Annotated in this window: 23 protein-coding genes and 1 pseudogene; 12 read left to right on the forward strand and 12 right to left on the reverse strand. The window is 62.4% G+C overall.

The features are described 5' to 3' along the window. Positions 1-39: 39 nt before the first annotated feature. On the reverse strand, positions 40-687 hold the full coding sequence (locus AC070A_RS18790) for a VOC family protein (RefSeq protein WP_113479302.1): 648 nt from the start codon (positions 685-687) through the stop codon (positions 40-42). A gap of 204 nt (positions 688-891) precedes the next feature. Between AC070A_RS18790 and AC070A_RS18795 the strand changes: the two genes are divergently transcribed. Further along, on the forward strand, positions 892-2,130 hold the full coding sequence (locus tag AC070A_RS18795) for a cytochrome P450 (protein WP_058321504.1): 1,239 nt from the start codon (positions 892-894) through the stop codon (positions 2,128-2,130). Positions 2,131-2,168: 38 nt separating this feature from the next. On the opposite strand, the gene AC070A_RS18800 is transcribed toward AC070A_RS18795, so the two are convergent. The 7 genes and pseudogenes from AC070A_RS18800 to AC070A_RS18830 form a co-directional block, all read right to left on the reverse strand. Further along, positions 2,169-2,513 (reverse strand): cupin domain-containing protein, encoded by a 345-nt coding sequence (locus AC070A_RS18800; RefSeq protein WP_058321505.1) that lies wholly within the window; start codon positions 2,511-2,513, stop codon positions 2,169-2,171. 211 nt (positions 2,514-2,724) lie between these two features. Continuing rightward, on the reverse strand, positions 2,725-5,913 hold the full coding sequence (locus AC070A_RS18805) for an efflux RND transporter permease subunit (RefSeq protein WP_113479303.1): 3,189 nt from the start codon (positions 5,911-5,913) through the stop codon (positions 2,725-2,727). Then, a pseudogene (locus tag AC070A_RS18810) lies at positions 5,910-7,339 on the reverse strand (efflux RND transporter periplasmic adaptor subunit). The gene AC070A_RS18805 and the pseudogene AC070A_RS18810 overlap by 4 nt, the downstream one beginning before the upstream one ends. Continuing rightward, on the reverse strand, positions 7,336-7,740 hold the full coding sequence (locus AC070A_RS18815) for a FixH family protein (RefSeq protein ID WP_058321508.1): 405 nt from the start codon (positions 7,738-7,740) through the stop codon (positions 7,336-7,338). The pseudogene AC070A_RS18810 and the gene AC070A_RS18815 overlap by 4 nt, the downstream one beginning before the upstream one ends. A gap of 109 nt (positions 7,741-7,849) precedes the next feature. Continuing rightward, positions 7,850-8,245, reverse strand: coding sequence for a hypothetical protein (locus AC070A_RS18820; RefSeq protein WP_058321537.1), 396 nt, complete (start codon positions 8,243-8,245; stop codon positions 7,850-7,852). 38 nt (positions 8,246-8,283) lie between these two features. Continuing rightward, a complete protein-coding gene (locus AC070A_RS18825) occupies positions 8,284-9,567 on the reverse strand; it encodes an O-acetylhomoserine aminocarboxypropyltransferase (RefSeq protein ID WP_113479304.1) in 1,284 nt (427 codons plus the stop codon). 204 nt (positions 9,568-9,771) lie between these two features. Then, positions 9,772-10,200, reverse strand: a complete 429-nt coding sequence (locus tag AC070A_RS18830; protein ID WP_113479316.1) for a CoA-binding protein — start codon at positions 10,198-10,200, stop codon at positions 9,772-9,774. Between the two features lie 179 nt (positions 10,201-10,379). Between AC070A_RS18830 and AC070A_RS18835 the strand changes: the two genes are divergently transcribed. Further along, the gene (locus tag AC070A_RS18835; protein WP_113479305.1) at positions 10,380-11,216 is read left to right on the forward strand and encodes a DMT family transporter; all 837 of its coding nucleotides are present in this window, start codon (positions 10,380-10,382) and stop codon (positions 11,214-11,216) included. A 12-nt stretch (positions 11,217-11,228) separates the two neighbouring features. Here the strand turns inward: AC070A_RS18835 and AC070A_RS18840 are convergent, their stop codons facing one another. Further along, entirely contained in the window at positions 11,229-12,050 is an 822-nt protein-coding gene (locus tag AC070A_RS18840; RefSeq protein WP_113479306.1) for an enoyl-CoA hydratase, read from the reverse strand. 168 nt (positions 12,051-12,218) lie between these two features. Between AC070A_RS18840 and AC070A_RS18845 the strand changes: the two genes are divergently transcribed. The 4 genes from AC070A_RS18845 (at position 12,219) to AC070A_RS18860 (ending at position 14,251) form a co-directional block, all read left to right on the forward strand. After that, positions 12,219-12,650, forward strand: a complete 432-nt coding sequence (locus AC070A_RS18845; protein WP_093232241.1) for a PaaI family thioesterase — start codon at positions 12,219-12,221, stop codon at positions 12,648-12,650. A 225-nt stretch (positions 12,651-12,875) separates the two neighbouring features. Beyond that, positions 12,876-13,340, forward strand: a complete 465-nt coding sequence (gene rplM, locus AC070A_RS18850) for a 50S ribosomal protein L13 (RefSeq protein ID WP_057252379.1) — start codon at positions 12,876-12,878, stop codon at positions 13,338-13,340. Between the two features lie 2 nt (positions 13,341-13,342). Continuing rightward, entirely contained in the window at positions 13,343-13,810 is a 468-nt protein-coding gene (gene rpsI / locus AC070A_RS18855; protein WP_057252381.1) for a 30S ribosomal protein S9, read from the forward strand. A 102-nt stretch (positions 13,811-13,912) separates the two neighbouring features. Beyond that, the gene (locus AC070A_RS18860) at positions 13,913-14,251 is read left to right on the forward strand and encodes an antibiotic biosynthesis monooxygenase family protein (protein ID WP_058321512.1); all 339 of its coding nucleotides are present in this window, start codon (positions 13,913-13,915) and stop codon (positions 14,249-14,251) included. Positions 14,252-14,281: 30 nt separating this feature from the next. Here AC070A_RS18860 and AC070A_RS18865 read toward each other — a convergent pair whose 3' ends face one another. Further along, positions 14,282-14,755: an Lrp/AsnC family transcriptional regulator gene (locus AC070A_RS18865; protein ID WP_255571377.1), complete on the reverse strand. Its 474-nt coding sequence runs from the start codon at positions 14,753-14,755 to the stop codon at positions 14,282-14,284. 113 nt (positions 14,756-14,868) lie between these two features. Between AC070A_RS18865 and AC070A_RS18870 the strand changes: the two genes are divergently transcribed. The 3 genes from AC070A_RS18870 (at position 14,869) to argC (ending at position 17,834) form a co-directional block, all read left to right on the forward strand. Continuing rightward, positions 14,869-15,660, forward strand: a complete 792-nt coding sequence (locus tag AC070A_RS18870) for a phenylalanine 4-monooxygenase (RefSeq protein ID WP_113479307.1) — start codon at positions 14,869-14,871, stop codon at positions 15,658-15,660. A 127-nt stretch (positions 15,661-15,787) separates the two neighbouring features. Continuing rightward, on the forward strand, positions 15,788-16,750 hold the full coding sequence (speB, locus tag AC070A_RS18875; RefSeq protein WP_057252389.1) for an agmatinase: 963 nt from the start codon (positions 15,788-15,790) through the stop codon (positions 16,748-16,750). A gap of 151 nt (positions 16,751-16,901) precedes the next feature. Then, a complete protein-coding gene (argC, locus tag AC070A_RS18880) occupies positions 16,902-17,834 on the forward strand; it encodes an N-acetyl-gamma-glutamyl-phosphate reductase (RefSeq protein WP_057252391.1) in 933 nt (310 codons plus the stop codon). Between the two features lie 75 nt (positions 17,835-17,909). Here argC and AC070A_RS18885 read toward each other — a convergent pair whose 3' ends face one another. Then, the gene (locus tag AC070A_RS18885; protein WP_113479308.1) at positions 17,910-19,013 is read right to left on the reverse strand and encodes a COX15/CtaA family protein; all 1,104 of its coding nucleotides are present in this window, start codon (positions 19,011-19,013) and stop codon (positions 17,910-17,912) included. 174 nt (positions 19,014-19,187) lie between these two features. Between AC070A_RS18885 and AC070A_RS18890 the strand changes: the two genes are divergently transcribed. From AC070A_RS18890 to AC070A_RS18900, 3 genes are all read left to right on the forward strand, one after another. Beyond that, positions 19,188-19,400, forward strand: a complete 213-nt coding sequence (locus tag AC070A_RS18890; protein ID WP_057252395.1) for a DUF2842 domain-containing protein — start codon at positions 19,188-19,190, stop codon at positions 19,398-19,400. A 33-nt stretch (positions 19,401-19,433) separates the two neighbouring features. Further along, positions 19,434-20,174 (forward strand): metallophosphoesterase family protein, encoded by a 741-nt coding sequence (locus AC070A_RS18895; RefSeq protein ID WP_058321518.1) that lies wholly within the window; start codon positions 19,434-19,436, stop codon positions 20,172-20,174. A 210-nt stretch (positions 20,175-20,384) separates the two neighbouring features. Further along, positions 20,385-21,575, forward strand: coding sequence for a GNAT family N-acetyltransferase (locus tag AC070A_RS18900; RefSeq protein ID WP_309239060.1), 1,191 nt, complete (start codon positions 20,385-20,387; stop codon positions 21,573-21,575). A 55-nt stretch (positions 21,576-21,630) separates the two neighbouring features. Here AC070A_RS18900 and AC070A_RS18905 read toward each other — a convergent pair whose 3' ends face one another. Continuing rightward, positions 21,631-23,820 (reverse strand): GumC family protein, encoded by a 2,190-nt coding sequence (locus AC070A_RS18905; RefSeq protein WP_112995514.1) that lies wholly within the window; start codon positions 23,818-23,820, stop codon positions 21,631-21,633. Between the last annotated feature and the right edge of the window lie 54 nt (positions 23,821-23,874).

Here is a 23,874-nt window from a genome sequence, read left to right on the forward strand (position 1 = left end):
AGCACGAGCATCGCCGGCGTCCATTTTCGCCGCTCTCGATCAGTCGGCCGGTCCTGCGAACAGGATCAGATTTCCGTCCGGATCGAGCACGATGAAGGTGCGGGCACCCCAGGGTTCGGTCCGCAGCGGCTGGTGAAAGTGTACGCCAGCAGCCTGATAGGTCAGGAACAATTGTTTGATGTCATTGACGGTTTCGAGCGTGATGGCAGCCGAAAGCAGGTCCTCGCGCTGGCGGATGTCATCGACGAAGACCGGCTCGCAGACAAGGCGTAGAGCAAGCCTGGCGCTGTTGCGGATCACTTGCCCATAGAATGGCGGATCGCCGTAGACGAAATCGACGGCAAAGCCGAGCTTCTCCGCGTAGAAGTCGCACGAGGCCTTGATATCGGCAACGAACAGCTGAGCGGCGATCGACTGCAGCACCGGCTGCGATATGGTGGGTTTTGAGTGCGGGGTCATTGTCAGGGCTCCTGATTTGAGCGCCTGCCAACCGTCGAATCCCGATTGGCGCGCGATAAGCTCCTGCGCGTCGGCGAGCTTGAACTCCGCCTTGAGAATGGCGTCGTCATCAAGGTCACAGTAACGGGGCAAGGCCGCCCTGATCTCCGCTGCGACCGGATGGTACCGTTCGCGAAGCCATTTGAGGTACTGCTTCGCCTGCTTCTTCAGGTTTTCAAGGTTTGGCATGGGCGCAACTACGGTGTGTCTCCCGTAGGCGGGCGTGCCCTTTCAGCCTCTTGCCTATGCGCCCTACGCAGCGCCAGGAGATTGACGACCATTTCCGACACTGTCAACGCCATGCCGATGGCCGGAGGGATATCTGCACTTGCCGGCTGAACGCCGGTTCCCGTAGAAATAGACGTCGGTCAAATTCTGTAAAGAGCCCGTTGCATGCCTGCCATAACCATTGACGGCGCCCAAAGGCGCGTTTCTATCGATGCGCGCAATCCCGCTTTCTACCGTGAGCCGCTCGCCGCCTATGCCGAAATCCACGCGCAATGTCCGGCCTTCTTCTGGGAGGAGCGGCAACAATGGTATTTCGCAGGCTATGACCAGGTAAACGTGCTGCTCCGCGACCGCCGTTTCGGTCGGCAGATCCTGCATGTGGCGACGCGCGAAGAGGTCGGCCTGTCGGCGCCGAAGCCACATCTGAGGGACTTCGACGCGCTGGAGGAACATTCGCTGCTGGAGCTCGAGCCGCCGGCACACACGCGGCTGCGCACCCTCGTCAACCGGGCGTTCGTCTCAAGGCAGATCGAACAGCTGAGACCGGATATCGAGCAGCTGTCGCACGCCCTTATCGATGGTTTCGAAGGCGACGGCGAGGTCGAGTTGCTCAAGACGTACGCCGAAACGATCCCCGTGACGATCATCGCCCGCATGCTCGGCATACCGGTCGAGGCGGCGCCCGATCTTCTCGACTGGTCGCACCGCATGGTCCGGATGTATGTCTTCAACCCGAGCCACGAGACCGAACTCGACGCCAACCAGGCTTCCGCCGAATTTGCCGCCTATCTGCGAGAGATCATCGCCGAGAAACACCGCAATCCCGCCGATGACCTGCTGACGCACATGATCACCTCGGAAAAGGATGGCGAACGACTTTCCGAGGCAGAGTTGGTCTCGACCACCGCCCTGCTCCTCAATGCCGGTCACGAAGCGACTGTGCATCAGATCGGCAATGCCGTGAGAACCATCCTGCAATCCGGACCTTCCGCCGAGGATCTGTTTGCCACGGAGGCATCAACGGGGCTGGCGATCGAGGAGTGCCTGCGTTTTGCGGCACCGCTGCATATTTTCCAGCGTTACGCTCTCTCGGATGTCGAGCTGGAAGACGGCATCACCCTTCGCAAGGGCGACAAGATCGGCCTTTTGCTCGGGGCGGCAAATGTCGACCCGAAGAAGTTCACGGACCCGAATGCGTTCCTGCCGACGCGCGATGAAGGCGCCAATGTCTCCTTCGGGGCCGGCCTGCATTTCTGCATCGGGGCGCCGCTGGCCCGGCTTGAACTCAATCTATCGCTGCCGATCCTGTTTCGGCGGCTGCCGGACATGCGGCTGAAGAACGAGCCCGAGGTGAAGGACGCGTTTCATTTCCACGGCCTGGAGCGTCTCGACCTCGTCTGGTAGCTGCATCGAAGACCGCCCAATCTCCGGCGCTTCGGCACTCACAAGCGGATGACGTAGTCCTTGCGGGTTGTCTCCACGACCTCCCAGGTCCCTTCGAAGCCCGGACGCAGGATCATGCTGTCGCCGGCGCGCAAATGCGCCGCCTCGCCACCATCCTGCGTGACGATCGAATAGCCGGAGATGATGTGGAAATATTCCCACTCCTCATAGACGATCCGCCACTTGCCGGGCGTCGATTCCCAGACCCCGGCATAGAGGCCGCCATCGGCCTCCTCCAGGTTCCAGGTACTGAATTGCGGCGCCCCGGAGATCAGCCGGTCGCCAGCGGGCGTGCCGGTTTCCGGCTCGACGGAAGACAGATCGAACTTCTGCATATTCGCCATTGGGCACCTTTGCTGGAGGCACTGCAACCTCCCCCGTCATGGGTTTCAGATTTGGTTTCGTCACACACCTCCGGGGCAACGTCCATTGTTTTTTCGAGGATATTCCCGCCTCCGTTCTGCTGGTGCCGCCATTCCTCGATCGAGGCGGACGTGGACCGGCATTTCGAAGCAACTCGGCTCCCGCCCCATCCGACCTTGAACTTTCACTCGTCTACCGCTGGATCCTGCCGTCTATCGGCGTCAGAAGCCCGGCGCTGGCCGCTCTCGTCGGCGACCGGGTGTCGGCTAGGGCTGGCAAACGCCAGCCCTTCACCAGTCCGTAGATTGCCGGGATGACCGCCAGTGTCAGCACCGTCGACGAGATCATGCCGCCGATCATCGGCACGGCGATGCGCTGCATGATTTCCGATCCGGCCCCGGTGCTCCAGAGGATCGGCACCAGCCCGGCGATAATCGCCACGACCGTCATCATCTTCGGCCGGACCCGTTCCACTGCGCCGACCATGATCGCGTGATGCAGGTCGTCCCGCGTGAAGGGGCGCTGTTCGCCGGTGCATTCCTCACGGCGTTCGCGAAGCGCCTGGTCGAGATAGATCAGCATGATCACACCCGTCTCTGCCGCCACGCCTGCAAGCGCGATGAAGCCGACGACCACCGCCACCGAGGCGTTGAAGCCCAGCCACCACATCAGCCAGATGCCGCCGACCAGCGCGAAGGGCAGCGACAGCATGACGATGAGCGTTTCGGTCAATGCCTTGAAGTTCAAGTAGAGCAGTAGGAAGATCAGCGCGAGGGTCAACGGCACGACGATCGCAAGGCGCGCTTTTGCCCGTTCCAGATACTCGTACTGCCCGCTCCAGGCGACCGAATAGCCTGATGGAAGCGACACGCTCTTCGCGACGGCTTCCTGAGCTTCGGAGACATAGCTGCCAAGATCGCGGTCGGCGATGTCGACGAAGATGTAGACCGCGAGCTGGCCGTTTTCGGTCCGGATCGTTGTCGCACCGCGTTCAAGCTTGACGTCCGCGACTGCGCCAAGGGGCACCGTGCCGCCGCCGGGAAGCGCGACCTCGATGTCGCGCGCGATCGACTGCGGATCGCTTCTGAACGCCCGCGGATAACGGACGGCGACGCCGTAGCGCTCCCTTCCCTCGACGGTCAAGGTGACCACCTCGGACCCGAGCGCCGTGGCGATGACATCCTGCACGTCACCGATGCTGAGGCCGTAGCGCCCGAGCGCGGTGCGGTCGGGCACGATGTCGAGGAAGTATCCGCCTATGACACGCTCGGCGTAGGCGCTGGACGTGCCGGGGATCGCCTTCAGCACCGTCTCGATGTCGCGCGCCACCCGCTCCATCTCCTTGAGATCGGTGCCATAGACCTTGACGCCGACGGGCGTGCGGATGCCGGTCGACAGCATGTCGATGCGGGCGCGGATCGGCATGGTCCAGGCGTTGGAGACGCCGGGGAACTGAAGCGCTGCGTCCATCTCCCGCTTGAGGCTGTCGATGGTCACGCCCAGCCGCCATTCCGACTTCGGCTTCAGGGTGATGATCGTCTCGAACATCTCCGTCGGCGCAGGATCGGTGGCAGTCAGCGCCCTGCCCGCCTTGCCGAAGACCGTCTCCACTTCCGGGAACGACCTGATGATGCGGTCCTGGGTTTGCATCAGCTCGGCTGCCTTGGTCACCGACAGGCCGGGCAAGGTCGTCGGCATGTACATGAGCGTGCCTTCGTTGAGGGTCGGCATGAACTCGCTGCCGATCTGGCGCGCCGGCCACACCGTTGCGGCGAGGGCGGCGACCGCGAGCAGGATCGTGATCGTCTTCGCGCGCAGCACGCCGTGAATGATCGGGCGGTAGGTCCAGATCAGGAAGCGGTTGAGCGGGTTCTTGTGCTCCGGCACGATCCGGCCGCGCACGAACAGGACCATCAGTGCCGGAACGAGCGTCACCGACAGCAGCGCGGCTGCCGCCATGGCGAAGGTCTTCGTGAACGCGAGCGGTCCGAACAACCGACCCTCCTGGGACTCCAAGGTGAAGATCGGCAGGAAGGACACGGTGATGATCAGTAGGCTGAAGAACAGTGCCGGGCCGACCTCGCTTGCCGCTTCTATCAGGACTTCGGCTCTGGGTTTGTCGGGCGGCGCGCGCTCCAGGTGCTTGTGGGCGTTCTCGATCATGACGATCGCCGCATCGATCATCGCACCGATGGCAATCGCTATGCCGCCAAGGCTCATGATATTCGCCCCGATGCCGAGAGCCCGCATCGCGACGAAGGAAATCAGGATACCGATCGGCAGCATGATGATGGCGACGAGCGCGCTCCTCACATGCAGGAGGAAGACGATCGTCACCAGTGCGACGATGATCGACTCCTCGACCAGCGTGCCCTTGAGCGTCTCGATCGCCGCCTTGATCAGCTCCGAACGGTCATAGACGGGCACGATCTCGGTGCCAGCCGGCAGGCTATCCTTGATCGCCGCCAGGCTCTTCTTGGCGCTGTCGATGACGTTGAGGGCATTTTCGCCGACCCGCTGCAGGACGATGCCGCTTGCGACCTCGCCTTCGCCATTCAGCTCGGTGATGCCGCGCCGCTCGTCGGGAACCGTTTCCACCCGCGCTACGTCGCCAAGGCGTAGCGGAGCTCCGCCTTCGGTCATCAGCACGATGTTCTCGATATCCTTGATACCCTGCAGATAACCGCGGCCGCGAACCATGAACTCGAACTCGGAGATTTCGACCGTCCGGCCGCCGACGTCCCGATTGCTGGCCCGCACCGCGGCGGCGATCTGTTTCAGCGTCACGTTCTGGGCGCGCAGGCGCGCCGGATCGACGACGATGGAGTACTGCTTGACGAAGCCGCCGACACTCGCGACTTCCGCCACGCCGTCGGACTTCGAGGCGGCGAAGCGCACGACCCAGTCCTGCAACGAGCGCAGTTCGGCCAGCGACAGCTCCTTGGCGACAAGGGCGTACTGGTAGACCCAGCCAACACCCGTCGCGTCCGGGCCGAGGCTCGGCGAGACGCCTTCGGGAAGCCGGCTTGCGGCGGCGTTGAGGTATTCGAGCACGCGGCTTCGCGCCCAATAGGGATCGGTCCCGTCCTCGAAGATGACGTAGACGAAGGAGATGCCGAAGAAGGAGAAGCCGCGCACAACCTTCGACCGTGGTACCGTCAGCATCGACGTTGTCAGCGGATAGGTGACCTGATCCTCGACCACCTGCGGTGCTTGGCCGGGATAGTCGGTGAAGACGATGACCTGCACGTCCGAGAGGTCGGGAATGGCATCGAGCGGAAGCGAGCGCAGGGAGTACACGCCCGCGGCGATTGAGAGGGCGGCTGCAACGATGATCAGCACCAGATTGCGGGCGGACCAGGCGATGACGTTCGGGATCATGGCTTCACCTCGTCCGCAGTGAGGGCGCTTAGCGCCGCATTGAGATTGCTCTCGGCGTCGAGCAGGAAGTTGGCGGAGACGACGATCTTCTCTCCGGCTTCAATCCCTTTCCTGATTTCCGTTCGGTCATTGCCGCGCGCTCCGAGCTCGACGTCACGCGGTTCGAAGCGGCCTTCGCCCTTGTCGACGAACACCACCTGTCGGTCGCCCGTGTCGATGACGGCGCTGTTGGGCACCGCGACACCGGGGCGGTGTCACCCGAGGCGATCTCGACCTCGGCGTACATGTTGGCGAGCAGCAGGCCCTCGGCGTTGGAAAGCTCTATCCTCACCTTGGCCGTGCGAGTCTGCGTCTGAAGCTCGGGATAAATCAGATCGACGGCACCCTCGAAGGTCTTTCCGGGCAGGTTCCGCACCCGGACCGTCGCATGCGCGCCTTGCCGGATGGTCGCGGCATCGAACTCGGGCACGTCGGCGATCACCCACACCTTCGACATGTCGGCAATCCGGAACAGGACGTCGCCGGCCTCGGCCATCATGCCGGTCGTGGCGCTGCGTTCGAGGACGACGCCATCGCTTGGGGAGAGATAGGCGATGCTTCTGGGCACCGTCCGGCTCCGTGCAATCGCTCTAACGGTCTCTTCCGGCACGCCGAGATTGCGCAGTTGCAGCGCGCCGCCGACGTCGAGATCTGGCTTGCCGCCACCGCGCAGTTCAGTGGCGTATTCGGCCCCGGCCTTGGCGATGTCCTTCGAGAAGAAGTGGAAAAGCTCGTCGCCCTTCAGCACCCGGTCGCCAGTCGTCACATCGGCGACGCCCTCGATGAAGGCGTTCGCCCGCATCGAGACGATCCGCACCAGGCGCTCGTCGAACGTGACCGTTCCCGGCACCCGCACCTGGCGGCTGACGACGGCGTTCTCTGCCGTCGCCGTCTTCACCCCGGTCCGCTGTAACTTGCCGAGCGAGACCTTCACGACGGAGCTGTCCGCCTCCTCTTCCTCGTATACGGGAAGATAGTCCATGCCCATGGAGTCCTTCTTCGGCACCTTGGAGGTGTCGGGCAGGCCCATGGGGTTGCGGTAATAGAGGACTTTTCGCTCGCCCGCCGTCGGCGTGGCTTCCGCCTTTTGGGGAGCGGCCTTCTTCACCGTGTCGAAGGAGATGTCCTCGCTCTCGCGCACGGCAACGAAAGCGCGACCGTCTGCTGTCTCTCTCGGTGTGGCCGAGTATTCCGGCGAACCGTCTGGACTACGATAGTAGATGACCTTGCCAGTCGGCTTGACTGCAGGGGCCATGGTTTCCCCGAGCGCCTGCTCGGGGAAGACCTTGTTGATGTCGGTGGCAAGGCCGCGCGTGCCAGCCGCGTACCCTCCCCCGCCGGCGACGGCGAGGGAGCTAACGAGGAGCAAGAACTTCACGGGCTTCACGGCGTGGCCTGCAGAACCAGTTCGCCTTGGACGGTCTCGGTCTCGCCCTGGACCTTCGCCGCCAGCTTGAAACGCCAGCCGCCCTCCATGCTGAGGTTAGTCTTGAAACGATAGACGCCGGGTTCCGTTGACGGCATGACCTCGACCGGAGTGGTCATAGCCTCCATGCCCTCCGGTGCCATGTCCATCCGGGTCGTGAAGATCACAGCGTCGGAGACGGGTTTGTCGGTTCGCTTGTCCACGAGGCGGACGGCGACTGTCGCCTCCGGTCCGTGGGCCACTTCGGACTCGACGAGCTTGAACTCGTAGTCCGTCGCGGCGGCGTAGGAAGTGGCAGTCGAGGCCAGCGCGATCGCCAGCGACGCGAAGATCGCCTTCGCGGAAAATTTCTTTGCAGTCATATTGAAATCTCACCCAGGACGGGCGCGTCGGCCACGTCCCTGAAAAATACGATAGTCGGATGCCTCCGCCATTGCGGGCAGAGCGAATCCAGTGGCTCGAAGGGTGAGATCAGGCTTTGGGAGGCCGTGCCGGCGGTTCGACGAGAGCAGACGGCAGGCCGTTTTCCTGGAGGACCGGATGCGACAGCTCGCGTGCCGACAGATCGATGCGCCAGCTATTCGCCTTGCTGCCGTGCGCAAGGATGATGGAAGAGCAGACGAGCGCGAGGGGACATGTCTTTCCGCAATCGTTCTTCTGAGCAGGTTGCCGCTCCGGACAGCAGGACATGTCGTCCATGCCTGTCATCGCATCCATCTGCATGTCGGACGAAAGAGCCATGGCGCTCGCAGCCGTGCTGACGCTCACGGGAACGATTACGATCCCGAGCAACGCCAACACACAGAGAAAGCGCCGGAGCGCGACGACAGCGAACATGCAGCTATGCTTGCATAGCGCGACGTTCATTGGAAGCCGGTCACGGAAAGTTGCGACCGGCCGACGCATCAGAGCTTTGCCAGCGACTGTTCGAGGTCGGCGATGATGTCGGAGACATCCTCGATGCCGACCGACAGACGCACGACATCGGGGCCGGCGCCGGCCGCCACCTGCTGCTCGGGCGTCAATTGCCGATGGGTGGTCGAGGCCGGGTGGATGACGAGCGAGCGTGTGTCGCCAATGTTCGCCAGATGCGAGAACATTTCCAGCCCCTCGACGAAGCGCTTGCCCGCCTCGTAGCCGCCCTTGAGGCCGAAGGTGAAGACGGCACCGGCACCCTTCGGCGAATAACGCTGCTGCAGCGCGTGGTTGGGATCGTCCTCAAGCCCGGCATAGTTGACCCACGAAATCTTGTCGTGCGTCTTCAGCCACTTGGCGACCGCAAGCGCGTTGTCGCAATGGCGCTGCATGCGCAGCGGCAGGGTCTCGGCGCCGGTCACGAGCATGAAGGCATTGAACGGAGAGATTGCCGGACCGAAATCGCGCAGTCCCAGGACACGCGCGGCAATGGCGAAAGCGATGTTGCCGAAGGTTTGGTGCAACACGACACCGGCATATTCCGGACGCGGCTCCGAAAGCATCGGATACTTGCCCGACTTCGACCAGTCGAAGGTACCGCCGTCGACGATGACACCGCCCATCGAATTGCCATGGCCGCCGATGAACTTCGTCAGCGAATGCACGACGATATCGGCGCCGTGCTCCAGCGGCCGCAGCAAATAGGGTGTCGCCATGGTGTTGTCGACGATCAGCGGCAGGTCGTGCTTGCGGGCGACCTCGGCGATGGCGGCGATATCCACGAAGGTGCCGCCGGGATTGGCGAGGCTCTCGATGAAGATCGCCTTGGTGCGCCGGTCGATCTTCGCCTCGAACGAGGCGGGGTCAGCAGGATCGGCCCAGCGCACCTGCCAGTCGAAGGACTTGAAGGCGTGGCCGAACTGGTTGACCGAGCCGCCATAGAGCCGGTTGGCTGCGACGAAATTGTCGCCCGGGTTCATGATCGTGTGGAAGACGAGCAGCTGAGCCGCATGGCCGGAGGCAACGGCCAGCGCAGCCGTGCCGCCTTCGAGCGCCGCGATGCGCTCCTCCAGCACCGCCTGGGTCGGGTTCATGATGCGGGTGTAAATGTTGCCGAACTGCTGGAGGCCGAAGAGTGCCGCGGCATGGTCGGTGTCGTTGAAGACGAAGCTCGTCGTCTGGTAGATCGGCGTCGCCCGCGCGCCCGTGGTCGGATCGGGCTGCGCCCCCGCGTGAATTGCGAGCGTGTTGAAACCAGGGTTGTCTTTCGTCATTTCGTCCCTCCCATGACCAGAGCGCGGCCGCCAGCCGGCGCGCCGAGGACGCTCTATCACCTTGAATCTGCGTGTGATCCGCTATCGAACCTCCGCCGCCCAGCGCGGAGGTGGCGGCACTATTCCAGAGCCTACGTGTGCGGTCAAAGAGGATTTTTACGAAACTGACGGTTGCGCAGGCCGCAGCCGTTCTGCGGGCCGAGGTCAGCCGATCAGGCGCGGATATTCGATTGCCGGACAGCGATCCATGACCACCTTGATCCCGGCGGCTTCCGCCTTCGCCGCTGCGCCGTCGTCGCGCACCGAAAGCTGTCCCCAGATCACCTTCGGCAGCGTGTCCAGCGCCAGGATCTCGTCAACGAGCGCCGGTAAGGCATGGGCGGCGCGGAAGACATCGACCATGTCGATAGGTTCCTTCACGTCTGCGAGCCGGCCGACGACGGTCTGGCCCTGAATGGCCTTGCCGACATGGCCGGGGTTGATCGGGATCACCCGATAGCCCTTGCGCAACAGGAACGCCATGACCCGATGGCTCGGTCGCTCGGCATTCGGCGATGCACCGACGAGAGCGATCGTCTTGGTCTCGCGCAGGATGTCGGCGAGATAGTAGTCCGGATAGACGTCGTGATTCATGTGGGGCTTTTGATCCATCTCATTGAACGGCCGTATAATGGGGCCGCTCCCTTCCAAGTCAACTTCGTGCAGCAATGCGCCTCAGACCCTGACGCAATACAAGACTTTACGGTTGCATTTGCGTGCGAGCGGCGCCACAAGCTTCACCAGGCCCGCCACATCGTTTCCGAGGTTCCATCTTGCCGCTTGAAGTCATTGCGCTCGTCCTGTTCGGGGCGTTGTTGCACGCGACCTGGAATGCCCTGGTCAAGGCAGGCTCGGAAAAATCGCTCGACGCAGCAATGATCGCGCTCGGGGCCGCCGCAGTGGCCATCCCCTTCCTGCCATTCCTGCCCTTGCCGAAGCCGGAAGCCTGGCCCTACATCCTGGTTTCGGCCCTGTTCCAGTTCGCCTATTTCCAGCTTGTCGCCGCCTCCTATCGCGCAGGCGATATCGGCCTCGTCTATCCGCTGATGCGCGGCACCGCGCCCTTGATCGTCGCGGCCACCAGCGGCGCGCTGATTGGCGAAGAGCTCACCTTCGGTACGATGCTCGGCATTCTGACAATCTCTGTCGGCGTGCTGACGCTCGCTTTCGAGTCCAGAAAGAGCGGCAAACACGCGATCGTGCTCGCCCTCCTCAACGCCTGCGTCATCGCCAGCTACACCTTTGTCGACGGCATCGGCGCGCGCGTATCGGGCAATGCGATTTCCTACACGCTGTGGATGGCGCTCTTACCGCCGGTGCTGCTCTTCGCCTGGGCCTTTGCCCGCCGCGGCATCAAGCCGGTCGCCCGCCACGTCTATAAGAACTGGTGGCGGGGTCTGATCGGCGGCGCCGGATCGATTGGCGCCTATGGCCTGGCGCTCTGGGCGATGACCAAGGCGCCGGTCGCCACCGTCGCCGCCCTTCGCGAGACGTCGATCCTGTTTGCGGTGGTGATCTCCGTCGTGTTCCTCAAGGAACCGGTCAGTGTCTGGCGCATTGCCGCTGCCTGCGTCATCGCGCTCGGCGCGCTGCTGCTGAAGCTCGCCTGACGACGTCGCAGATCAGTCTTCCTTCCACTCCGGCATGCGCTTGCCGAGGAACGCGCCGATGCCATCCTCGGCATCGCGAGCCAGCATATTCTCGACCATCACGCCGACGGCGTAGTCATAGGCCTGCGGCAGGTCCATCTCCGCCTGGCGGTAAAAGGCTTCCTTGCCGATCTTCAGCGCCTGCGGCGACTTCGAGGCGATCACAGCCGCATATTTGTCGACCACCTGGCGCAGGTACTGCTGCGGCACGATGCGGTTGACGAGGCCGAAATCCTTGGCGGTCGAGGCGTCGATGGTCTCACCGGTGAGCAACATCTCCATTGCCTGCTTGCGGTGCGCCGCACGCGTAAGCGCGACCATCGGCGTCGAGCAGAAGAGGCCGATATTGACGCCCGGCGTGCAGAAGGTGGAGCTGTCGGTACAGATCGCGAGGTCGCAGCTTGCGACAAGCTGGCAGCCGGCGGCCGTTGCGAGCCCGTCGATTTCAGCGATGACGGCTTGCGGCAACCGGGTGATCTTCAGCATTAAGTCTGCGCAAAGGCGGATCGTTTGTTCAAAGAAGGCCCGGCCCCGGTCGTCGTCTTCGCGATGCGCGGTCATTTCCTTGAGGTCGTGCCCCGCCGAAAACAGCTTGCCCGACGCGGAAAGCACAACAACCCTGATTTCCTTGGAGGCGGCGACGGCATCGAACTCGGCGTGCAGCGCCTCCATCATGGCGATAGACAATACATTGGCCGGCGGGTTGTTCAGCGTCAGCCGCAACACCGGCCCGGAGCGTTCGCGCAGCAGCAGGCCGTTCTGCTCTTCCTTCTTGAACGATACCACTTCGGCCATCTCTTTCTCCTGAAACTTGAACTCGGGCTTGGTGGTACGCCGGACACGCGCGCGGTGCAAGCTGAGCGCAGAACCAGGCGGCGCGTTCCGTCTACGACCTTTTTCCGCCTTGCGTCCGGCCGTCGGCCGGTTTCAGGTGGCGGGCGAATATGTTGAAGGATGCAATGCATGACCATCGAGCCGATCATGACCGTCGACGAACTCAACCGGTTTCTCGACACGGATTTTCCGCAGGTCCACACTGATGGCAAGGTTTTTCACGTCACGGCGGCAGGCCCAGCCTTTGCCACCATGCGGCTCGATCCGAACGAAAGGCACATCCGTCCGGGCGGCACCGTCTCAGGCCCCACCCTCTTCGCGCTTGCGGACGTTTCCGCCTATATCGCGCTGATCGCCCATATCGGTCCGGTCGCGCTTGCGGTTACCACAAACCTCAATATCAACTTCCTGCGCAAGCCCGAGCCGGAACCGCTCGAATGCACCTGCCGCATCCTCAAACTCGGCAAGCGCCTCGCTGTTCTCGACGCATCGATCGTCAAGGTCGGTGACGACGATCTCGTCGCCCATGCAACGGCGACCTATTCGATTCCACCACGTTAAAGTATGGTATCGAAATACCACATACGTAACTCGTTGTTTTTACTAGAGTTTATTTCCATCGCGCAGATTTCACGTTCTTGACGCTTGTTTCACACTTGCGTATAAGCTGCCGCAGATCGCGGTCCTCAGGGGCCGCTTTCTTCTTTTGTCCGGGAAACCGGGCAAAACCAAGCAACAAGAAACGCCCGGCGGTTCGCCGCCCGGGTCCAAAGAAAGAGTTTAGATATGGCAACCTTCGTTCAGAAGCCTGCAGAGGTGGAGAAGAAGTGGATCATCATCGACGCCGAAGGCCTCGTTGTTGGTCGCCTCGCTTCCCTCATCGCAAACCGCCTGCGCGGCAAGCACAAAGCTACCTTCACCCCGCATGTTGACGACGGCGACAACGTCATCGTCATCAACGCCGAGAAGGCAGTTCTGACGGGCAAGAAGTACACCGACAAGAAGTACTACTGGCACACCGGTTACCCCGGCGGCATCAAGGAGCGCACCGCGCGCCAGATCATCGAGGGCCGCTTCCCGGAGCGCGTCATCGAGAAGGCCGTCGAGCGCATGGTTCCGCGTGGTCCGCTCGGCCGTCGCCAGATGAAGAACCTGCGCGTTTACGCAGGCGCCAACCACCCGCATGAAGCACAGCAGCCGGCCGTCCTCGACGTCGCCAAGCTGAACAGCAAGAACACAAGGAGCGCCTAATAATGGCCGACCTTTCCGCTCTCAAGGACATCGCCACGACCGCGGAACCGGCTGCTCCGGTTCACGTCAAGAAGGTCGACGCCCAGGGTCGCTCCTACGCGACCGGCAAGCGTAAGAACGCTGTTGCCCGCGTATGGGTCAAGCCCGGCTCGGGCAAGATCACCATCAACGGCAAGCCGTACCTCGACTACTTCGCTCGTCCGGTTCTGCAGATGATCCTGCAGCAGCCGATCGTCGCAGCTGCCCGTGACGGCCAGTTCGACATCGACGCGACGGTCGCCGGTGGCGGTCTCTCCGGCCAGGCCGGTGCCGTTCGTCACGGCATCTCCAAGGCCCTCACCTACTTCGAACCGGGCCTGCGCTCCGTTCTGAAGCGCGGTGGCTTCCTCACCCGCGACAGCCGCGTGGTCGAGCGTAAGAAGTACGGCCGTGCGAAGGCACGTCGTTCGTTCCAGTTCTCGAAGCGTTAATCGCTTCCAAACTGCGACTTGGAAAGGCGGGGCTTTGCTCCGCCTTTTTTTGTTATCATCGCCCCCACCGTATCCCGCAGCATCGATCCTCCGAGGCATCGCATGACAAGCTCCCCCGTCGCCAAGACCCCAGAGCCGCCCTACTACATCGTCACCTTCTCCTCGCGACGGACGGCCGGCGATCACGGCTACGACAATATGGGCACGGAGATGGAGAGGCTGGCGCGCGAACAGCCAGGTTTTCTCGGGCTCGAAAGCGTGCGTGGTGCTGATGGCTCCGGCATCACCAATTCCTATTGGGCGGACGAGGAGAGCATCGCGGCGTGGAAAAGCGACGTCCGGCATTTGACCGCCCAGCGGCTCGGCCGCGAGCGCTGGTACGAGGATTATCAAGTCCGTGTCGGCAAGATCGAGCGGCAATACGGGTTCGAGCGCTCATAGGGTCCCGGCAGTCGCCATGACCGAACCGCTTCAGATCGGCAGTTCCGTCGTCGACTTGAGTTCACGCAACACGAAGCTCGACACTACCGTGCGCACATGCGGGTTGCGCATCAGGTAGCGCGTCATGAAGGCGTCGTAACTTTCGACGTCGTTGGCGCGAATCTTCAGCATATAATCGAAGGTGCCGGATAGAGCGTAGCATTCCATGATCTCCGGGCGATCGCGCACCAACGCCGAGAAGGCTGCGATCGCCTCGTCATGATGATCCTCCAGCGTCACGTGAGCGATGATGCAGAGTTTCAGATCGAGCTTTGCCGGATCGAGCAACGCCACCCGCTTGCGAATGACGCCATCCGTCTCCAGTTCCTGCAGCCGTCGCCAGGCGGAACTTTGCGACATGCCCGCCTTCTCGGCGAGATCGGAGAGCGACTGGCCGCTATCAGCCTGAATCAATCGCAGCAGCTTTCGAACTGGATGGAGATTTTCTTTCACATCGGACGGCATCTTGAAATTTCCTCCCGTCATCAGGCCCGTGTCTGGCAACTGTGGAACAAATACTCGCGCCATCCGCGATACAATTGCAACAGGAGAGTTGTTCTGACGAATGAGGAGACGTCATGACGAAGGAGAGTACATACACTGCGAAACTGCCGGAACCGGACGGAACTTATCATTACACTCCGGAAGAAGATGCGATCTGGGGCGAGCTCTATCAGCGGCAGATGAAGCTTCTCGCTGACAAGGCCTGCGACGAATATTTGGAAGGCGCAAAGACACTCGACCTGGGGCCGCATCATGTGCCGCAGTTGAAGGACGTGAACCGCCGTCTAGCGGAAACCACCGGCTTCGGCGTCGAAGGCGTGCCGGCGCTCATTCCGCCGTCCCGTTTCTACGAGCTTCTGTCCCAGGGCAAGTTTCCGCTGGCGACCTTCATCCGCCGGCGTGAGCATATCGACTACATCGAAGAGCCCGACATCTTTCACGAAGTCTTCGGGCACTGCCCGCTGCTCACCAACCAGAGCTACGCCCACTTCGTCCGTCGCTTCGGCGAGAAGGCCGCTTCGCTCGGCAAAGGTTACTCCTGGCATCTGTTCCGGATCTTCTGGTTCACCGTCGAGTTCGGCCTGATCAACACGCCAAAGGGCCGCCGCTGCTACGGCGCAGGCATCGTCTCTTCGCCGAACGAGACGCGCAACGCCATGGAGACACCAGGTGTCGAGTTCCGGCCGTTCGACCTGATGACCGTGCTGCGCACGCCCTATCGCATCGATATCGTGCAGCCTATCTATTACGTGATCGACAGCTTCGCCCAGCTCGAAACGATCATCGAGGAAGATATCGCCGCGCGCGTCACCGAAGCGAAGGCGCTTGGCGACTTCGCCCCGACCTACGAAGCCAAGGCTTCGTAATCGCGGAAGAATCGGCCGGCAGGGCCTTGCCTTGCCGGCGACGATTGTCCAACGTCTCGCCACCACAAGTTAGAGCGGGATACGAGCACACGGCTCTCTTCATCCCGCCCTGAAGCAGAGACGGGACATGGCCAACAGGACAATCGATCATGCGCTGACGGCGCGCTCACTCACATCGGCGGCATCCGATCCGACGCATGCCGGCATTCTCTCCTTCATGCGCCGCAAATATTCGAAGCAGTTGAAGGGTATCGACGCGGTCGTCTGGGGCATTCCCTTCGATGCCGCCACGTCCAACCGTCCTGGCGCCCGCTTCGGGCCACAGGCGATCCGTCGCGCCTCCGCCATCTTCGACAACGATCCGCAGTACCCCTTCGAGCGCGACCTCTTTGCCGCGATGGCGACGATCGACTACGGCGACTGCCTGCTCGACTATGGCAACCATTCGAAGACGCCGGCGACGATCGAGCGCGAAGCGGTGAAAATCATCAGAAGCGGCGCTTATCTGCAGACGCTCGGCGGCGACCACTTCATTACCTATCCGATCCTGAAGGCGCAGGCGGCCATCCACGGCCCCCTCGCCCTCGTGCAGTTCGACGCACACCAGGATACCTGGCCGGACGAACGGGGGCGGATCGATCATGGCTCCTTCGTCGGACGTGCCGCGCGCGAGGGCCTGATCGATACCGACGCCTCCATCCAGATCGGCATCCGCACCCACGCACCCGAAGACTGCGGTATTCGCATTCTCTATGGCTATGACGTCGAGGAAATGAGTGCTGCCGAGATTGCCGAAACGATCATCCGGCAGGTCGGCGAACGCAAGGCCTATCTCACCTTCGACATCGATTGCCTCGACCCGGCCTACGCGCCCGGCACCGGCACGCCGGTTGCCGGCGGCCCGTCGAGCGCCAAGATCCTCTCGGTGCTGCGCAAGCTCGGCGCCCTGACGATTGTCGGCAGCGATGTCGTCGAAGTGGCACCCGCCTACGACCATGCCGAAGTCACCGCAATCGCGGGCGCCACTGTCGCCATGTTCATGCTGGGACTGCATGCGGAGAAACTTGCGGAACGCGCACCGCTGCGCTGAAGAACCGTATCGCCGTTGCGACCAGGGGCGGCTGCTTGTATAGGAACTGACAGGGCTGGCGGCGGTCCGCCGGCCTGTTGAGAAATTGATTCAATTCTATGCCAGAATGATTCCGGAACTATCCGTAAATCACTGACAGAACGGGAAAATCATGAAACCGAAGATCTTCATCGATGGCGAACACGGCACCACGGGCCTGCAGATCCGCACGCGCATGGCCGGCCGCAGCGACCTCGAACTGCTTTCCATCCCGGAAGCGGAACGACGCAACGCCACGATGCGCGAAGATCTCCTGAACGACGCCGACATCGCCATTCTGTGCCTGCCGGACGATGCGTCGCGCGAAGCGGTTTCAATGGTTTCCGGCAACAACAAGGTGCGCATCATCGACACGTCGACGGCACACCGCATCGCCCCGGACTGGGCCTATGGCTTTGCCGAAATGGACAAGGCGCAGCCGGAGAAGATCCGCGATGCACGCCACGTCGCCAATCCCGGCTGCTATCCGACCGGCGCGATCGGCGTGATCCGGCCGCTACGCCAGGCCGGCATCGTGCCCGACGGCTACCCGGTCACGGTCAACGCTGTTTCCGGCTACACCGGCGGCGGCAAGCAGATGATCGCGCAGATGGAAGACGAAACCAATGCGGACCACATCAGCGCGCCGCACTTCCTCTATGGCTTGCCGCTCAAGCACAAGCACGTGCCCGAAATGAAGATGCACGGCCTGCTCGACCGTGCGCCGATTTTCGCTCCCTCGGTCGGCAAATTCGCGCAGGGCATGATCGTCCAAGTCCCGCTCTATCTTGAGGATCTTGCCGCCGGCGCAACGCTGGAGACGATCCACTCGGCGCTGGTCGAGCACTATGCCGGGCAGTCGATCGTCGAGGTCGTGCCGCTTGCGGAAAGCGAGAAGCTCGCGCGCATCGACGCGACCGAGCTTGCCGGCAAGGACACGATGAAGCTCTTCGTCTTCGGCACCGCCGGCGGCAATCACGTGAACCTCGTCGCCCTGCTCGACAATCTCGGCAAGGGCGCATCGGGCGCGGCCGTCCAGAACATGGACCTGATGCTGTCGGCCTGATCGGCAATAGCAGCTGAAAAAAGAAGGCCCCGGCGATCCCGCCGGGGCCTTTGTCATTTCGGTATTCTTCAGGCGTCAGTCGCGCAGCTCGATCGCCGTCGGCCGCGGATATTCGCCGTAGAAACCGCGCCAGTGGGCGATGGCGAAACCGAGCACGACAAGGGCACCGCCCTGGTGTAGCACGCCCCAGCCGATCGGCACCTCAAGCACCAGCGTGGTGATGCCGATGACCGCCTGGGCTGAGACGAGCAGAAACAGAAGCACAGAGCGCCGCGCATGGGTCGTCTCAGGAGCAGCCCTCAGCGAGGCAATCATGTGCATCAGCGCGAAGGCAAACAGCACATAGGCGCCTATCCGGTGAACGAACTGCACCGTCTTCGGATTCTCGAACAGATTGATCCACCAGGGCTGCTGCAGGAACAGGTCCTGCGGAACGATCGCTCCATCCATCAGCGGCCAGGTGTTGTAGCTGAAGCCGGCGTCGAGGCCGGCGACGAGCGCGCCGAGATAGATCTGGAACAGGCTGAAGATGGCGATGATCATTGCCATCTTGCGCGAACGATCCGTGGGCGCCGTGTCGTTGGAATGCGGACTGAGCCCACGGAAGATCCACATACAAGAGGCGAAGATCAGACAGGCAATGACGAGGTGCGTCGCCAGCCGATACTGGCTGACCTCTGTGCGCTCGACCAGGCCGGAAGAAACCATCCACCAGCCGATGAAACCCTGAAAGCCGCCAAGGGCGAGGATGCCGAGAAGCGGCATCCGGAGCTTGCGCTCGACCCGGCCGGTCAGCCAGAAGAACGCGAGCGGCAGAGCGAAGATGATCCCGATGGTGCGGGCCAGCAGGCGATGCGCCCATTCCCACCAGAAGATCGTCTTGAACTCGTCAACCGTCATGCCGTTGTTCATCTGCTGGTACTGCGGAATGCGCTGATAGAGCTGGAACTCTTCTTCCCACTCGGCGGCCGAAAGCGGAGGGATCACACCGTGGATCGGCTTCCATTCGGTGATCGACAACCCCGATTCCGTGAGGCGTGTTGCACCACCGACAAGCACGAGCGAAAAGAGCGTGAAAATAACGACGGCGAGCCAGCCGCGGATCTGCCGGCGGTTGCGCTCGGTCTTGCCGATCTCGTTTCGAAGCATCTGTTCTGTCGCCATTTCGACGCCGGCCATTATTTTGCCTCTGGTATCGCAGGGTTGTTGGCGGCGCGACCGGACGGATCAACGGTCGCACCTTTCGGAAAGCCGTTGATTTGCACCAGAGCGGCATGCAAAACAAGACCGAAACCTTTGCGGCATGCCGTCGCGGTCGGTCCGCGCCCATGCAAGCCATCTGAAAGAAGTGAAATGCCCGTACGCCTCAGAAAGCTGATCGGCACGATCCTGATCATCATCCTCGTCGTCGTTTACGCACTGGCTGCCGTCACCTTTGCCTCGCTGCTGCTCGGCGCCGCACCCTGGTGGGTGCATCTGGCCTACTTCTTCTTCACCGGCCTGCTCTGGATATTGCCAGCCATGCTGATTATCAAATGGATGGAAAAGCCGGCTCGCGATCGCTGAGCCAAAGCGCAGCGGCCATTCGAGGAGACGCCCGTGAGACTTGCAGTCATCGCCGATATCCATGGCAACGATCTCGCGCTCGAGGCCGTTCTCGCCGACATCGATGCGCTCGGTATCACCGACATCGTCAACCTCGGCGATCACGTGAGCGGCCCGCTCAATGCAGCGCGCACTGCCGACATCCTCATGAAGCGCGCGATCCCCTCGATCCGAGGCAATCACGATCGCTATCTGTTGACAGTCGACCCCCGGGACCTGGGGTTATCGGATCGCTCTGCCTACGATGAATTGCAGCCGGAGCACCGCGAATGGCTGGCCACCCTGCCCGTCGCGCACGTCCACAGGGAAACGTTCTTCCTGTGCCATGCGACGCCGACGAACGATGAGACCTACTGGCTAGAGGCTCTGACGACCGACGGCACCGTCCACATGGCGGCGCGTTCGGCAATCGAGGCTGAAGCCGCCGGCATCAATTATCCGGTCATCCTTTGCGGACACACGCATATCCAGCGCGCCATCCGCCTTTCAGACGGCCGCCTCGTGGTCAACCCCGGCAGCGTCGGCTGCCCCGGTTATGACGACGACCAGCCCGTGCCGCACAAGGTCGAGGCGGGCTCGCCGGATGCACGCTACGCCGTCGTCGAGCAGACGCCGTCAGGGTGGAGCGTCACCTTCCGCAGTGTTCCCTACGACTGGATGGCGATGTCCCGGCTCGCGGCCAGCCGCAACCGACTGGAATGGGCAAGGGCACTGGCCACAGGCTTTATCGATTGAAGCCGCGCCGTGAGATATCCGCAACGCTTCACGCTTTGCTAACTGCGTTCTCCGGTTATTCTTCACTGCCGTTCATAAGAGTTGCTGCATTAAACGGATCGTAGCTGCCTTGAAGTTCAATCGCTCGGCAACAGGGACCGGATGGCACCTTCGATGACGAACTCCGATCTGACCATGGAAGGCTCTGGCGACCGTTGCCCGCGCGTGTCCATGCGTGTCGGTCCGTCCGATACCACGACGCGCCGCTTCGATGTTACGATCCATCGCGCCATGGAGCCGCTGGAGGCCGAATGGCGTGCACTCGACAGCCTCGCTGGCAATTCGCTGCATCACGCCTATGACTGGTGCCGTGCCTGGGCGGAAACCCACAACAGCGATCTCTTGCTGCTGCGCGTTGCGTTCGATGGCGCGCTTTTCCTCATTCTGCCGCTGGAACTCAGGCACGGGCGCCTGTTTCGAACAGCCCGCCTGATCGGAACGGAACACAGCAACCTCAACACGGGGCTCTTTGTCGACGGCGCCTGCGCAGTCATCACTCCGGCACTGGCCCATGCCTTGGCCCGGGATATTCGAACGGCGCTCCGCGGCTTCGCCGATGTCGTCATGCTCGAACGGATGCCGAGCGAGTGGCGTGGTGGCGTCAGCCCCTTTGCCGCACTTCCAGGCGTCGCAAACCCCAATTCGTCATTCCAGCTGCCCCTCCTCGGCAGCATTCAGCTCACACTGGCGCAGATCAACGCCAAGCGCCGCCGCAAGAAGATGCGCATCTCCGAACGACGACTGACGGAGATGGGCGGCTACGACTATGTGATCGCCCGCACCCCCGGCGAGGCGCAGACGTTGCTCGATACCTTCTTCCGGCAGAAGGCGACACGCTTCGCAACACTCGGCCTCCCCGACGTCTTTCACGACGCCGAGACACAAGCCTTCTTCCATGCGCTTGCCTCCTATCAGGACGGCAACCCACAGCTCATGCAGCTCAACGCCATCCGGCTTAGAGGAGAAAGTGACGGGCAGGTCGTTGCCGTCGCCGGGATTTCGCTCAAAGGCGACCATGTCATCTGCCAATTCGGCTCGATCGACGAGGCGCTGGCAGGCGAAGCAAGTCCGGGTGAATTGCTGTTCTATCGGATGATCGAGCGCCTCTCGACGCAAGGCGTACGCCTGTTCGATTTCGGCGTCGGCGACCAACCCTACAAGCGGTCCTGGTGCACCATCGAGACGCCGTTGCGTGACATCACATTACCGGTGACCCTTCCGGGGCGCCTTGCCGCCCTGCGCCATCACCTTGTCGTGCGCGCAAAGGCAGCGGCGAAGTCGAACAAGGCCGTTTACGCTCGCCTGCAGCGAGCGAGGCGATTCAGACAAGGCAAAATCGGTGCACAAAGCACCGGGGACTGAAGGCCGAACAGCAGCAGCCCGCGTTGACTTCTCGCTTTCGACACGCCGTCGTCGGTTAGGCGGCATCCCGGTCAGGATACTCCGGATCGGCTGCCTGCCCGGTCATGAGAACGATGTCGCGATAGCCGGCCGCACCGAAACCGGTCAGAACCTCGACGATCCGCTCATCACTGACCGACGGCGCCGAGAGGATGATCTCTGCGCCATCGCGGCCGGCAATCTTCTCGACAGCCATTTCGTCCGCCGGGCCGCACTCGACTAGAACGAGATCGTAGGCGTTGGTCAGGGCGTCGATGATCATCTTCAGCCGTTCGATGCCCCGCATCGCCTGCCGCGGATCCGCATCGCCCTGAGGAATGACGTGTGCATCGGAGAAGCGGTCGGCGTGGATCGTATCGGTGAAGGGCACCTCACCCGCCAGCAGGTTGGTAATCCCGGGAAGCTGCGGCGAGCGCGCCATCAGGCGCGTCGGGCAGGCCGAACCGGTCAGGTCGATCAGCACCACCTTGATATCGTCCTCAGCCAGCAGGCGCGCCAGCATCACGGTTGCGGTCGATCCTTCGTCTCCGCCCGGCGATACCGAAATCGCAACACGCACGCCGGTGGCGCGAAGATGTTCCGCCACCGCCTCGATCGAGAAGTCCGGTTCGGCGGCAGCCTCCACGGTGTCCGTATCTGCAGCGGGAATTTGCGCCGCCGGCAGCAGTTCGACTGCATCATTATCCTCGGTGACAGGCGCCACTTCAGGCTGCCTATCAGCTGCCATGATCGGGATATCGGTGGCGCTTGCAGCCAAGGCCGGCCGCGGGCGAACCGGTGCAAGCCGCTCGCCCGTTGCCGAAACCGGACGCAGCGCCCGGCCGCTGAACAGTTCGCCAAGCATGATCACGACGCAGCTCAACAGGAACGTCGCGAGGGCGGCAACGATCGTGATCGGCAGCACTTTCGGGAAGCTCGCGCTCGTCGGAACCACCGCGCTTGAAATCACACGTGCATCGGCGGGTGTCGCATTTTCCACCGTGCGCGACGTCGCCTCGCGGTAACGTGCGAGATAGGTTTCGAGCAACTGCCGTTGCGCGGTCGCTTCGCGCTCCAGCGCACGCAACCCCACCTCTTCCTCGCCGGCCTGTGCGGACTGAGCCTTCAGCGCGTTCAGCTGCTGGACGAGCTGCTGCTCGCGCAGTTCGCCGACCTTGGCCTCGTTTTCCAGGCTCGCCAGGATCTTGCGTGTCTCGCTGCGAATCTGTCCGCGTATGCCTTCGAGTTGCGATTTCAGTGCCTTCAGGCGTGGGTGGCCATCCAGCAATGTCGTCGAAAGGTCGGCAACCTGCCCCTGCAGATTCGCTTCGGTCTCCTTCAGCCGCTGGATCATCTGTGATCCGACGACGTCGGTGATCGTGTCCGCCGCCCGGCCGCTTGCAAGGGCCGAGCGCACGCCGGCAGCGCGTGCCTCCGCATTGGCGCGCTCGCCGCGCACCCGGGTCAGCTCGGTCGAAATATCGGTCAATTGCCGCGTCGCGAAATTCTCGGTCTCGCCGGTCGGCAACAGATCGGACGAAGAGCGGTAGGCGGCAACCTTCGCTTCCGCATCCCGCACCTTCTCGCGCAGATTGGCGATCTCCGGTTCCAGCCAGCGGGTCGCCTCGGAATTGGTGTCGAGCTTGGCGCCGCTTTGCAACGTAAGGAAGACCTTCGCCATTTCGTTCGGAATGGCGGCCGCGAGCTGGCGGTCCTTCGAGGTGAAGGCGATCGCGATCACGCGGGACTTCTCGACCTGATAGACTTGGAGCTTGTCGTTGAATTCCTTGAGCACCCTCTCCTCTGGCGGCATCTCCAAGGGGTTCTTCTTGAGGCCGAGCATGACGAGAAGATCCGAAAGCGCCGAGGGTGCTGCCGATGGATCGAACTCCTTCAGCTCATAGAGCTTCATATTGCGCGCGACCTGCTTGATGAGGTCCGCCGAACGCAGCACCTGCACCTGGCTCAAGATCCCGGATTCGTCGAAGACACGATCGGCGCCGGCCTGCGAAGACTGATTGGGGCCGCTGAACTCCGGCTCGCGCGATTCGATCAGCACGCGGGTTTCGCTCTGATAGTCCGGCGCAATCATCTTTGCCGCACCGAAGGCGAGTGCTGTCACACAGGCTGTTGCGAGCAACACCTTGACGCGCCGATCCCAGACAGCGCGAAACAGGCCGCCGAGGTCGATATCCACATCCTGTTGACCGCTGCCGCTTCCCGACATGCTATTGGCTCCGAACCCTCAAATTTTGCCGGAGGGTAAACGAACATGGTAACG

The organism is Ensifer sp. GW101-20A05 (assembly GCF_059424735.1).